We start from the raw sequence: 12617 nt of genomic DNA, 5'->3' as shown, positions 1-12617 counted from the left end.
TCATGGCTGTTTCCACGAGACGCGAGTTCCTCCAGTTCGCGGGCGTTGCACTCATGTCCGCGGCGATGCCTGAATTGGCAAACGCGGAAGAGACGTGGTCGGGCGGCACGGATCGGCCAACGTTCAGGTTGCCCGAAGGCGCCATCGACTGTCACATGCATATCTACGACGATCGCTTCCCGGTTGCACCGGGCACGACCCTGCGTCCGCCGAATGCGACAGTCGCGCAGTACCGGCTTTTGCAGACGCGCCTCGGGGTGAAGCGCAACGTGGTTGTCACCCCGTCGACGTATGGAACGGATAACCGCTGTACGCTCGAAGCCGTCAGGCAGTTCGGCGGCAACGCGCGCGGCGTTGCCGTTATTGACAGTTCCGTGACCGATGCGGAACTGCAGAATCTGGATCGAGGCGGCATTTGCGCGATCCGCTTCAACCTGAGCTATCCGGGCGCCACGACGCTCGACATGCTTACGCCACTTGCCGCGCGCATAGCCAATCTCGGCTGGCATATCGAACTGGTTGTGCAGGGCGCGCGACTGCCGGTGCTCGAGCCGCATTTGTCGGCACTGCCCTGCCCGCTCGTCATCGACCATATCGCGCATGTTCCGCAACCGGGCGGCCTGTCGTCGGACGCTTTGCGCACCGCGCGGCGCCTTGTCGACAAAGGCAATACATGGATCACGTTGTCGGGGCCGTACGTCGACAGCAAGGCGGGCGCGCCAGCATACGAAGACGTGGCACCTGTCGCGAAAGCGCTGATCGAGATGGCGCCGGAGCGGATGCTGTGGGGTACCGACTGGCCTCATCCGACGGAGAAGACTCATAAGCCGGATGATGCAAGCTTGCTGGACACGATCGCGGATTGGATCGGGCGGCCGGATTGGCAGCATCTGATATTCGTCACTAACCCTACGAAGTTGTACGGATTCGCATAGCCCGGCGAAGATGTCACGAAAAGAGGGATCAACGGCAATATACCGAGTCGAAACATGCATCGCTTTAGCGACCGCGGATGGAGACTCAAAAGTCAGCTCCAAAGACAGTAGCGGCCCCTTACACATCTAGCTGACCGGTCACATCGTCGGTCAGCGCATTGTTAGTAATGACTAGCGCGAACGGATATTTGCGGTTTGCGCCTGGCACGAATCTGCGGGCAGATCGAATACTCGCGGCCCTCGCTGATGATCTCCGGCGCCCTTGCCAAACCACAGGAAATCGCTTCGTCAATTCGCGCGGTCCCGTCTCTTCCCGAGGTGAGCAGACACTGGACATTCCGCGATCCAGGTAAGCAAGGGCTATATCGACGCCTCTGCCCCGCGGCATCCGTCGATGTTCGCTGCCAATGCCGCCAGTTGAACCAGTCGTGCTGTTATCCGTGGCACGCGAACCCCAAAAAAAACCTTGACAATAAGAGCATATGCTCCTAACCTCCAACACAAGAGAGCATATGCTCTCACTTTCGAATGGAGAAAAGCGATGAACGAGGCTGAGATTCTTGTAAGCGGTGCGACCGGGCGGACCGGAGGTTTTGCCATTGACGAACTGCTCAAGATGGGCAAACGCGTGCGGGCCTATGTGCGCACAGATGACGATCGGGCGGCAGCCCTGAGGCGGCGCGGTGTCGATGTTGCGGTCGGGGACTTCACCGACATCGACGACATCCGGGCAGCGATGGAAGGCATCCGGTCGGCGTATTTCCTTCATCCAATCGCGCCGGGAATCATCGGGGCCGCGGCCTATTTCGCGCAGGCAGCAAAGGAAGCGGGCGTCACGGCGATCGTCAACATGTCGCAGATTTCTGCACGCCGGGAGTCGGCGAGCCACGCGGCACAGGATCACTGGGTTTCCGAACGGGTCTTCGATTGGTCGGGTGTCGCGACTACGCATTTGCGTCCCACCTTCTTTGCCGATTGGCTCGTCTATCCGCATTTCGCGAGGGAAATCTGGGCCACGAAGAAAATTGAATTTCCCTTCAGCAACGGCCGTCACGCCCCCATCGCCAGCGACGATCAGGGACGCGTGATCGCCCATCTCCTCGCCAACCCCGAAGGCCACGAGGGCAAGACCTACATGCTCCACGGCCCCGTCGAGATGAACCACGTCGAGATCGCAGCCGCGATGAGCGAGGTTCTCGGTGCCCGGATCGAATATGCCCCAGCATCCATTGAGGAATTCCGGATCAAGATGGAAACCCTTTACAAGTTTCCGCCGTTCCTCACGCAGCATCTGGTCGAAGTTGCGCAGAACTACCGCGACGGCATCTTTTCAAGCACCAACGATGCCGTCGAGAAGATCACTGGGCAGCCGCCGCTCTCGGTCCAGCAGTTCATTGCCAGGAATCGGGCCGCATTCGTGTGAACACGTCCTTAAAGCGAATCGAGGTTTGAAAATGTCACCCACCCAACCTGAGCGTCACCCGTTTCTCGATGATCTGACGGCCGACGCTGAGCTGGTCAGCTCGGTGTTGCGCGCTCCCGTTATCGGGCGCGACGAAATCAGGCTCGCCGTCGGCGCCGTTGGAACCTTCTACGTCTCACAGACGCCAACGTTCGTTCAAGCCGTCGGCTCGCGGCTTTTTCTGGAATACGAGGCCGTTCTGACGAGTGGCGAGGCGCTGAGCGCGGTCGTGGTTGTCGACCGCAACGCCGACGGCTCGGTGCCGCGAGTCAGCGTGCGGATGAGCCCGCTTGGCGCTGTACTGACTCTCGCCACGCGCCTGCGTGAGGCGCTTTCGAAGCAGTTGCCAGAAAACATCTTTCTATGAACCAGAGGCACCCGCAGGCTAGTGGCGGGAGTTGACTCTCCCCCGTCTGCGGCTTTTGAAAAAGGAGCTTGTCATGGATATCAGGAACGCTACCGTCTTCATCACCGGTGCCAATCGTGGCTTGGGCCTGGCTTTTGCACGAGAGGCACGTCGGCGCGGCGCGGCGAAAGTATACGCAGGCATGCGCAACACCAGCGGTTTCGACGAGTCGGGCATTGTGCCGGTCAGGATCGATGTCACGGATACGGCGTCGATCGCCGAGGCCGCGAAACTGGCGGCGGATACGACCGTGCTGATCAACAACGCGGGCATTGCCGCGCTGATCGACGGGCCTTTGGCGGCCGACGTGGAAGCGCAATCCGCCCGCATGTTCGATACCAACTACTACGGCGTCATGCGCGTCACACAGGCCTTCGAACAGATATTGGCAGCCCAGCCGCATGCTGCCATCATCAACGTGCTTTCCGACATCGTGTGGCTTCCGCGACCCTATCTGACACCGTATGCCGCATCGAAGGCCGCAGCCTGGAGTTACACGAACCAGCTTCGCTTTCACCTGCACGAGCGTGGCATCCAGGTTTTGGGCCTGCACGTCGGGTTCGTGGATACCGATCTGACCAACGGCATTGACGTGCCGAAGGCCAGTCCCGAGGACGTGGTGCGACAGACCTACGACGCTCTCGCCGCCGGCAAGAGCGAGGTTATGGCCGACGAGGGGACAGCGGTGCTGAAGAGCACGCTTGCGGCCGAGATACCCGGCTACATCACACCGCCTGCAGGGCTTTGAACACCGAGATGACACCGGTCGGTTTCGGCAGCGAGACATAAGGTGCGCAGGCCGCCGTATGCCAGCGCTGTCGCTCCCGGTTTCATCGAAACATACCGCAGTATATTCGCGCGACGCGCGCGCAGCGTCCGCGCAATTAACCAAAATCAGGAGTGAAACAGATGTTGCCGGTCAATCAGCCGCTTGGAATCGATCAATGCAACTGCTTCGCCGTCAGGAAAGCAAGCAGGCAAATCTCACGACTCTACGACAGCCATCTCGAGCCGGCGGGTCTGCGCATCACGCAATTCCTCACCCTGGCCGCCCTAAACGAGGTGGGAAGTACCCCGGTCAACGCCCTTGCCGAACGGCTCGATATCGAACGAACGGCTATGGGAAAAATGGTTGGCTTCCTGGAACGCGACGGCTTCGTCACGATCAAGCCCTCGCCCACCGACGGCCGTAGCCGCCTTGTCGAACTCACCGAGGAGGGACGGCGTCTGCACGAAAGGGCAGCGCCTCTCTGGCAGGCAGCGCAACGGGAGTTCGAGCAACTGAACGGAGTGGACAATGTTACGGCGTTGCGGGAGGGGTTGAGAGGGGTGGTCATCGGCGACGTGTCGATGCGCTCGTCGCAAGACTAAGCCTCCGGATGCATTGCGGCTGCCCTCGGATGGACGAGATTTCTCCCCAGCTCATCGACGATACCCTTGCGCTCCATCCGCGGCTCGCGTTCAAGAAAGCGTTCACGCAGGCACTAGCCGAGGTCGCCAGGCGGAAACCGCATACCGCCATTGGAACCGGTCTGGCTGACATCGGCCGCCGTCTCTTGCCTGGTCTCGACATTCCCAACGTGGGCGACCTGCTGCCTGGCGCGAGCTTTGAAAGCTAAACGTCTCACGTGACGCACATCTCCACTAGAGCTGCATAAGCGTCCAAATGTCTTCGAACATTCGCGAGCTGGCTATGTCCACTCTCGCAATTGATAGCCCACGTCGGATCGCGGGCAACGGTAACGCAGCGCAAGACGCAACGACCGGTTCAGCTCGATACCAAGGAGCAGACCGAGGTCTGACGGCAACTAGCCGGCGAGCGGACGCTTGCCGGCCAATTTCGGCCACTCGCCAGAGCAATGCGATGGTCACTCGGACGGCTGGTCCGCTCGAAGTCCTGCCCGATGCCCGACACGCAAATGTCGGCCGAAGCGGGCCTCGTCGCGGAGCCCGCGTGGTTCATGAAGTGAGGGGCAGGCTCAAGTCGGGTTGCCCCACAGATCGTCAATCGCGCGGATCGCTAGCAAATATCCGTTCGCACCAGCTCCGCAGATCACCGCAGTCGCCGCCACCGAGATGGTCGAGTGACGATATTCTTCGGAACGCTGGTGGATGTTGGTGATATGCAATTCCACTACGGGCCGGCGGATGAGCTTGACTGCGTCGAGCACCGGAATCCGACCGAACGAAAAGCCAGCCGGGTTGATGATCAACGCCGCGTCCTGCAGGAACGCTTCCTGGATCCAGTCGATCAGCACGCTTTCGCTGTTGGTCTGACGGAATACGCAGTCGAACTTAAGCGTGTCGGCCAGCGTCAGGCAGTTCTCTTCGATGTCCTTGAGCGTGGTGGTGCCGTAAATGTGAGGCTCCCTTGCGCCCAGCATGTTCAGATTGGAGCCATTGAGGATGTAGAGTTTGCGAGTCATGGTATCAATGTGTAGAAGAGCGTTCCAGGGACGTGCCTTTGGTTTCCTGGGATATTGCGATCATCAGGAAGGAAATCAGGTTCAGCGAGCCGCAAACCGCTACGATGGCCCACGGGGAACCGTTAAAGGCATTGAGCAACGCCACGGCGACGATCGGCATCGGGCCGCCCGTGAGCAGGTTGGCTCCCGAGTACGACAGTGCGGAGCCCGTGTAGCGCGCGTCGGTCGGAAAGGACTCGGCGAACCAGACCGGCTGGATGCCACTCTGGAACTGTGTGAAGCCGAGGAATACGCCCATCACGGCCATGGTCATGACGATTGAGTTCTGGTTGAGTATCGGGAAGTAGATCAGGCAGCAGATCAGCGTGCAGAACGAGCCGATCATGAGCGCACGTTTGCGTCCGATCCGATCGCTCAGATAGCCGCCCGCCAACGCCCCCACGATGGCACAGACATTTGCCACCATTAGCAGCATGAAACCCGTCTGCCTGGGTACGCCGAGGTGTTTCGTCAGGTAGCTGAGCGAGAAAACCACGATCAGATAAAACAGCGCGGCCGGGCCGCAGAAGAACAGCGTCAGGCGAAGCGCGGTGCGCCAGTGGTATCTGAAGACGGTGCCAAGCGGATTGGGCGCGCGTGTGGGAACGCCAGTCTGCTTGAGCGCCTCGAAGGCCGGCGTCTCGCTGACCTTCCTGCGGATGTAGATGCCCAGCAGCACCAGGACAAAGCTTGCGAGGAACGGGACTCGCCATCCCCAGGAATCGAAGTCGTCCGACGAAAGCAACGCGGCCAGCGTAAAGAGCGAGAAATTGGCGAGAATCTGGCTCAGTGGCGAGCAAATGCCAAGCAGACCTGAATACCAACCACGTCGGTGAACAGACGCATGCTCCACCGCCATCAGCTGCGCGCCCGTCGATTCACCGCCAAGCGCGAAACCCTGAATGATGCGCAGCGACACCAGCAAAGTCGGCGCGAGGATGCCGACCTGGTGGTAAGTGGGCAGCAACCCCATAAGGAACGATGACGCGCCCATCACCGACACGGTGATAAGCATCAGTTTGCGCCGTCCCCAACGGTCACCGAGCATCCCGCAGATCACCGCGCCGAGCGGGCGAGCGGCCAGTCCTGCCCAAAAGCTAGCCAGTGACGCCAGCAGCGCGGCGGTCGGGTCCAGCGACGGGAAAAACAGCTTTGGAAAGATCGTGGCCGCGACCACGCCATACAGTGCGAAGTCGAACCATTCGAGCGCAGTGCCGACGGTTGCGCCTGCCACCGCCCGGCGCGCCATCAAGTGAGCCTGCGCGGACTGTTCTTCCGCGGCAAGATCTGAATCAGCAAAAAATGACATGTTGTCTCCGAATTCCCGATATGTTGAAACGTTCGTTTCTGGCGACGAACAAGTGCTATTGTTTGCGCTACAAAGACAGGCTGTTCCGCACCGGAACTCCATTTCATATTGTGAAAATAGACAGAAAGTGTCGCTCAAAAACGGGCTGAAAATTCTCGATCTGCTCGCGTCGCAAGGCGAAGGGGTAGGCCTTGTTGCCATTGCTGACGCCTTGTCCCTGCCGCGCAGCACGTGCCACCGCCTGCTCGCTGAACTCGTTGAAAGCGGGTATGTCAGGCAACTGGTCGATCACAGCCGGTACATCCTGACAATGCGCATGACCTCGAACGGACTCGAATTCTTGAGCCTCACGGGCATCGCGGATATCGCCCAACCGATCATCGAGCGCGTCGCCGCGCAAACCGGTGAACTGGCACGGCTGTCGTTGGTGGACGGCGAAGCGATTATCTGGGTGGGCAAGGCGGACGGGCATCGCATCGGCTTCCGCTACGACCCCGACATGGGCCAGGCCGCGCGACTTTCATGCACGTCGACTGGACACGCGTGGCTCATGACGATGACCGACGAACAAGCGATTGCACTGGTTTTGAAGCAGGGCTTCGGACCGCCGAATGAGTTCGGACCCAATGCGCCGACGACACTCAAAGCGCTGCTGGGATTCCTCCACGCTGCTCGCGTACGTGGTTACGCGATGATCGACGAGGTGTTTGCCCCCCGCATGTCAGCCGTGGCGGTGCCCGTGGTAAGTGGTTCGCGTTGCGTCGGCGTTATCAGTTTGGCCGGTCCGCGGGTGCGGCTGACCGCCGAAAAGATGCACGAGTACTCGGTACTGCTGCGCGAGGCGGCGAACGAGCTGGCTCAGTTGAGCAATATGGCGGGATTCCCCAGTCGGCCACCCCTCGGCAAGGGATGAGGAGGGACCGGACTCATGCCCTCCGGGCGGAGGAACTGGTCCGCTTCGACCGAATTGCCGTCTCCGATACGTCGGTGCGGATGACCGAACGTCTCTGTCAGCGGCCCATTGCCCCCCCACTCCATTGCTCCGCGAGATCAACTAGTCGTTTTGCGCGACTTTGACGACGTCACGTCGTGCGCGATCTCGGAGAGTCGCTTGTCACCAAGCAATTGAAGTAGCGTATTTTCCGCTGAACCCAATACCTCATTGATGTGGCGATTTACCGCCGCCTCCACCGGACAAGTGTGATTGTCGTCGGCCACGCAGATCACAAACGGCGCGGTATGTCCAATGGCCTCGTAGACATCTCTCACCGTAAGATCGTTGAGGTCACAGGCAAGCGCCCAGCCTCCGCCCGGACCACCAGTCGACTTTACGTACCCCGATTCGCGTAGCGCAGCCATCGTTCGACGGACAAAGACGGGGTTCGTATGCAGCATCAGCGCAATCGTCTCCGAGGTGGTCGCGCCTCCTCGAAGATGCATGTGAATGAGGACGTGCAGAAGTCGAGCCAATCGGGTATCGCGTTGCATATTCGGAAGCTTGGTAATGCGCAACTTTTGATGTTACGCTATCTCGGGATTCTTGTGTGCATCCATCTCTGCCAGAGCAACCATGACCGCATACCGTCAAATCTTTGTTGAAGCAAACGGAATTCGCCTGCATGTCGCTGAACAGGGCGATGGCCCGTTGGTGCTCCTGTGTCACGGCTTTCCTGAGACCTCGCATGCCTGGCGCCATCAACTGGCGGCACTTGCGCACGCCGGCTTCCACGCAGTAGCACCGGATCTGCGTGGCTACGGATCAAGCGAATGCCCGACGGCAATCGGACAGTACACGACGTTAGACGTTGTCGGTGACCTGGTGGCGCTCGTTGACATTCTCGGAGAACGCGACGCCGTTGTTGTAGGAAACGATTGGGGTGCAACCATTGCCTGGCAAGCCGCGTTGCTTCGGCCTGACCGCTTTCGCGCTGTCGTTGCGCTCGGGGTGCCGATGATGGGCCGCGCGCCCGTGACGCCGAGCCGGCTTTTTCCGCAGACCGAGCAGATGAGGTTCTATACGCATTACTTTTCCGAACCTGGTTTGGCCGAAGCCGAACTTGAGCGGGACGTTGCCACGACATTGCGCAAGATCTATTACTCCGCATCAGGCGACCTCGGAGCCCGCGATGCGAATACGCCCAATCCATTCGGACTTGTGCCGCGCAACGGTGGACTCCTTGACGCTCTGATTGATCCACCTTCGTTGCCCACGTGGCTCGCACCCACCGACCTCGACAAGTTTGTACAGGCATTCAGCATTTCTGGCTTTCGCGGTGGATTAAATTACTACCGCAACCTCGATCGGAACTGGGAAATGCAATCGGCTTTCGAGGGCTTGCTCGTCGAGGTTCCCGCCCTGTACCTTGTCGGCGAGCGAGACACCGGTCTGGCAATGCCGGGCATGCACGAGATTATCGATGGCATGTCCCAGATCGTGCCCAAGCTGTCGGCCTCTCGAATCGTTCCACAAGCAGGGCATTGGCTGCAACAGGAGGCGCCGGATTTCGTCAACGCGGCATTGATTGAGTTTCTCCGCGATCTTTGACGTACACGGGCGCGATCTGACACGGACGGTGAACGCGTGCCTGCCCGATCGGCAGATTGTCCTAATCTAGAAAGACCGTGTCGACGAGATGTGGGAAATGATCGGAGGAATTCATGGCAGTCCTCAAACGCAAGCAACGCGGGGAAGAGGTAGGCGACAAGGCGACGTCGTGCGTCACGTGTGGCCCGCCCGTGGTCAAGCGGCAGACCGGCGTGGGAAAAATGTTGGGCGGCTGGGGAATGCTTATCGTCGGTTCGTTGATCACCTGGGGTTGCGCTTCGGACAGCGGCGCCAGGTACGGCAGCGACGCAGCGAATCAAGTCCAGCCGTGCCGCAATGACGATCTGCAGTGTCTAGGCGATAGAGGGAACGCTGCGGCCAGCATCTATTGCCCGGGTCCGATCGAGCGACTGGCGACGCACACCGTCAGATGGATGGGCGGCCCCTATGAGTTGAAGTTCAGTCGCTATCGCTGGACCGATAGCCCGGGCGGCCCCATCACATACATCGGCGACAAGGCCGAGTTCCAGAATGACATCGGCGTCTATACGCCGATCATTTACGAGTGTGGTCTTGCCAGTGACGGCAGAACAGTTCTCGCCGTCAGCGCGACCGCAGGCAGATTGCCGCCCTGACGCCATCCCGATCCAATCGGAGAATCGAATCACCTCGCTCGATCGTAGGTGTCCGTTGTCATCGTTTCCTCGGGCGGCTCCAAACCTCAAAGCTGCGAATCGAGCAGGGCGACAACCCGTTCCAGCAGCTTTTCAAGCAGCGGACGGCGGCGCCAGTCGTCAAGCGTGATGCGTTTCGCGTTGACAACGTCACCGTCGAAAACGGCCGTCTGCCGGCGCGCGAAATCGCGGTCATAGATGTTGAGATTGGCCTCGTCGTTGAGCTTGAACGAGCGGCTGTCGAAGTTAGAGTACGCACTCGCCAGGTGGATGGAATGCGTTGCCGCGGTGATCGCCATGAGGTACATCAGCTGCATGTCGTCGCTGCCGCCGGAGGGCGAACTGCTGAACATGTGCGCGAGGCCTTCGCCTGCGGCGTCGATCTCCGGAAAGTATTGCGGGCCGTGAAGCACATTGCCCGTCGACTTGATCCAGTTGTCCATGAAGACCGCCTGCATCTGCCCTACCGCCGGGCCTTCGACGCGAAAGTGCATGTCGCGCCAGTGCTTCTCATCCTGCGCGTGCCCGCTCCACTCGTCGGCAATACCCACGCCGCCCGTAAAGCCGATGTGTCCGTCGATCACGAGCAGCTTGCGGTGCGTGCGGTCGTTCATGCGACCAAGACCGGTCCAGTGCGGCTTGTGTAAGCGCAGCAAAGAATTCAATAAGGCGAGTCCTGTCAACGGCGGCTAGCTCAAAGCCTGCGAGACCGTCGATTGCGAGCCGCGACACGCGGCGCGCCTTCACAGTTTCGCCTAAGACTCGAGTTCCCCATCCGAGCAAACGAATGGACGGGGGCGGTTGATTCGGAGCGGTTGCGACAGACATGCCGTATTACAGGCGTCGCGGATTCACGCGGAGTGATCGACTCGTCGCCCCCGGACTTACTCATCCCGGGCAACGGCAACAGGGTGGAGGACCGCAACCATTGGCGCAGCCAGCAACCATTCGCCGGCCTGCTCCCGATACCTGACGTAATGGGCGCTCTCACGGTGCGCTTCCAGCGCGGCTTCGTCCGCGTAAACCTCGATCAGATGAAACGTGGCGGGTCGTGTGCTGTCGCGGTACAGGTCGTAGCGCCGGACGCCCGGTTCCTGCCTGCTATGCGTGAGCAGCACGCGTAGCGCTGCCTCGACGTCGGTTTCCCTTTCGGGGCGGGCCTCTAGCGTGGCAATGACTTCAATGGTCATAACGGTTCCTTTCTATCTTACGGTTGAACTATGGGACAAGTCTGGTGGCGGCTCAAAGCCTGATCACCACTTTGCCCTGTGTGTGCCCTGCTTCAGCCTCACGCAATGCCGACGGCACCTCGTCGGCGCCCAACGAGCGGACGCGGTCCATCGAACGTGATGCGGTTGCGAGGACGCGCGCGCCGGCCTGGCGTGGGGATAAGAACATTCGCCAGCTCCAGTGTTTAGTCCGGTCCTGCGTGTTGAAGAAGCAGAGCTTTCATTGTGTGATTCATGCGATGGCAGTTGTGATTTTCATGGCGCGCTCCTCAAAATCTCAAAAGCCGGACAGCACGATCTTGCCGCGTGCCTTGCCGCTCTCGATCAACGCATGGGCACGGCGCAGATTGGCCGCATTGATGGTGCCGAAATGGTCCGCCAGCGTCGTGCGCAGCACGCCGGCGTCGACCAGCCTGGCAACCCGGGCCAGAATATTGTGCTGCTCGATCATGTCCGGGGTCTGGTACATCGATCGGGTGTACATCAATTCCCAGTGCAGCGAGATGCTCTTGGGCTTGAGGATCGGCACGTCGAGCGACTCGGGGTCATCGATCAGCCCCAGCTTGCCCTGCGGCGCCAGCATTTGGGCGATTTCGGCCAGGTGCTTGTCAGTGTGGGTCAGGCTCGCCACGTAATCGACCTCGTCAATGCCAAGGCCGCGCAACTGCTCCGGCATCGGTTGCGTGTGGTCGATCACGTGATGCGCTCCAAGCTCGCGCACCCAGTCGCGTGTTTCCGGCCGGGATGCGGTGGCGACCACGGTCAGGCCGGTCAGCTGGCGCGCCAGCTGGATCAGTATCGAGCCGACGCCACCGGCAGCGCCAATGACCAGCAGCGTCCCGATCGGATTGTTGCCTTCGCGCACTTGCAAACGGTCGAACAACAACTCCCACGCCGTGACCGAGGTCAGCGGCAGCGCGGCCGCTTCCTCGAAGCTGAGGCTCTTCGGCATCGGCCCGACGATGCGCTCGTCGACCAGGTGCAGTTCGCTGTTGGTGCCCGCCCGCAACAGCGAACCGGCGTACATGACGCGATCGCCGGGCTTGAACAGGGTTACTTTGTCGCCCACGGCGCGCACCACGCCGGACGCATCCCAGCCCAGCACCTTGGGGACCGCTGGGGGCGGCAGCACGCCGCCACGGATCTTGGTATCGACCGGGTTCACCGAGATCGAATGCACTTCCACCAACAGGTCGTACCCGGTTGGCTCAGCCTCGGGTAACGTGGTGTCGGTCAGGGCATCCGGAGAACCGAGCGGAACCGACTCGTTATAGATAACGGCTTTCATATGTACTCCAGAAAAATGACGGTTTAAGTTACAGCGGGCCGGTTTATTCACTCACTTATATCGTCAGGAGCGCGTAGGGAAATGACCCTTACGCCGTGAATGAACTGCATGCCCTGCACGGACGCTCAGAAGTAGTGGCGCAGGTTGATCATCGTATAGGCGGGAGTTGTGAATGCGGACTGGACCGGCCCACGCGCTGCACAGGCTATGTTTCTGGTTAAACATAGGTATTTGGATGAGATGGTGTGCTCGCATTCAGCGTCGACGGTCCAGGCATGCGAGGTGGCTGATGGCTTCTACGAGC

Annotated in this window: 15 protein-coding genes and 1 pseudogene; 9 read left to right on the top strand and 7 right to left on the bottom strand. The window is 60.3% G+C overall.

Going from position 1 to position 12617, the window contains the following annotated elements; genetic code table 11:
- Window positions 1–2: 2 nt before the first annotated feature.
- From AC57B6_RS37800 to AC57B6_RS37775, 6 genes are all read left to right on the top strand, one after another.
- Window positions 3–935, top strand: coding sequence for an amidohydrolase family protein (locus AC57B6_RS37800; protein WP_046572429.1), 933 nt, complete (start codon window positions 3–5; stop codon window positions 933–935).
- A gap of 541 nt (window positions 936–1476) precedes the next feature.
- Window positions 1477–2358, top strand: a complete 882-nt coding sequence (locus tag AC57B6_RS37795) for an NmrA family NAD(P)-binding protein (RefSeq protein ID WP_496423256.1) — start codon at window positions 1477–1479, stop codon at window positions 2356–2358.
- Between the two features lie 31 nt (window positions 2359–2389).
- Window positions 2390–2764 (top strand): hypothetical protein, encoded by a 375-nt coding sequence (locus AC57B6_RS37790; RefSeq protein ID WP_028195161.1) that lies wholly within the window; start codon window positions 2390–2392, stop codon window positions 2762–2764.
- Window positions 2765–2837: 73 nt separating this feature from the next.
- Entirely contained in the window at window positions 2838–3551 is a 714-nt protein-coding gene (locus AC57B6_RS37785) for an SDR family oxidoreductase (protein WP_028195162.1), read from the top strand.
- A gap of 161 nt (window positions 3552–3712) precedes the next feature.
- The gene (locus AC57B6_RS37780; protein ID WP_028195163.1) at window positions 3713–4174 is read left to right on the top strand and encodes a MarR family winged helix-turn-helix transcriptional regulator; all 462 of its coding nucleotides are present in this window, start codon (window positions 3713–3715) and stop codon (window positions 4172–4174) included.
- 29 nt (window positions 4175–4203) lie between these two features.
- Complete coding sequence (locus AC57B6_RS37775) at window positions 4204–4422, top strand: hypothetical protein (protein WP_496423255.1); 219 nt, start codon at window positions 4204–4206, stop codon at window positions 4420–4422.
- A 360-nt stretch (window positions 4423–4782) separates the two neighbouring features.
- Here AC57B6_RS37775 and AC57B6_RS37770 read toward each other — a convergent pair whose 3' ends face one another.
- Together AC57B6_RS37770 and AC57B6_RS37765 are read right to left on the bottom strand one after the other, a co-directional pair.
- The gene (locus AC57B6_RS37770; protein ID WP_106354330.1) at window positions 4783–5229 is read right to left on the bottom strand and encodes a type II 3-dehydroquinate dehydratase; all 447 of its coding nucleotides are present in this window, start codon (window positions 5227–5229) and stop codon (window positions 4783–4785) included.
- A 4-nt stretch (window positions 5230–5233) separates the two neighbouring features.
- Window positions 5234–6577, bottom strand: a complete 1344-nt coding sequence (locus AC57B6_RS37765) for an MFS transporter (protein WP_375791918.1) — start codon at window positions 6575–6577, stop codon at window positions 5234–5236.
- Window positions 6578–6704: 127 nt separating this feature from the next.
- Here AC57B6_RS37765 and AC57B6_RS37760 point away from each other — a divergent pair, with 127 nt between their 5' ends.
- Window positions 6705–7490, top strand: coding sequence for an IclR family transcriptional regulator (locus tag AC57B6_RS37760; protein ID WP_028195167.1), 786 nt, complete (start codon window positions 6705–6707; stop codon window positions 7488–7490).
- A 137-nt stretch (window positions 7491–7627) separates the two neighbouring features.
- Here AC57B6_RS37760 and AC57B6_RS37755 read toward each other — a convergent pair whose 3' ends face one another.
- Window positions 7628–8065, bottom strand: a complete 438-nt coding sequence (locus tag AC57B6_RS37755; RefSeq protein WP_144194316.1) for an RrF2 family transcriptional regulator — start codon at window positions 8063–8065, stop codon at window positions 7628–7630.
- An 82-nt stretch (window positions 8066–8147) separates the two neighbouring features.
- Between AC57B6_RS37755 and AC57B6_RS37750 the strand changes: the two genes are divergently transcribed.
- Window positions 8148–9122 carry an alpha/beta fold hydrolase gene (locus tag AC57B6_RS37750; protein ID WP_496423254.1) on the top strand — a complete coding sequence of 325 codons (975 nt, stop codon included), beginning with the start codon at window positions 8148–8150 and terminating at the stop codon, window positions 9120–9122.
- Window positions 9123–9235: 113 nt separating this feature from the next.
- Window positions 9236–9757 (top strand): zinc ribbon domain-containing protein, encoded by a 522-nt coding sequence (locus tag AC57B6_RS37745; RefSeq protein WP_216751242.1) that lies wholly within the window; start codon window positions 9236–9238, stop codon window positions 9755–9757.
- A gap of 86 nt (window positions 9758–9843) precedes the next feature.
- Here the strand turns inward: AC57B6_RS37745 and AC57B6_RS37740 are convergent.
- The 4 genes and pseudogenes from AC57B6_RS37740 to AC57B6_RS37725 form a co-directional block, all read right to left on the bottom strand.
- A pseudogene (locus tag AC57B6_RS37740) lies at window positions 9844–10452 on the bottom strand (phospholipase D-like domain-containing protein); the annotation flags it as partial.
- 228 nt (window positions 10453–10680) lie between these two features.
- Entirely contained in the window at window positions 10681–10986 is a 306-nt protein-coding gene (locus AC57B6_RS37735) for a putative quinol monooxygenase (protein ID WP_496423253.1), read from the bottom strand.
- Between the two features lie 52 nt (window positions 10987–11038).
- The gene (locus AC57B6_RS37730; RefSeq protein WP_178370814.1) at window positions 11039–11194 is read right to left on the bottom strand and encodes a hypothetical protein; all 156 of its coding nucleotides are present in this window, start codon (window positions 11192–11194) and stop codon (window positions 11039–11041) included.
- Between the two features lie 108 nt (window positions 11195–11302).
- Entirely contained in the window at window positions 11303–12313 is a 1011-nt protein-coding gene (locus tag AC57B6_RS37725; protein WP_028195172.1) for a zinc-binding alcohol dehydrogenase family protein, read from the bottom strand.
- Between the last annotated feature and the right edge of the window lie 304 nt (window positions 12314–12617).

The sequence above is a fragment of the Paraburkholderia sp. BGA-UO-ETr-F12 genome, assembly GCF_059567945.1.
Note: the sequence above shows the minus strand (reverse complement) of the source record. Positions and strands in the feature narration are given on the sequence as shown.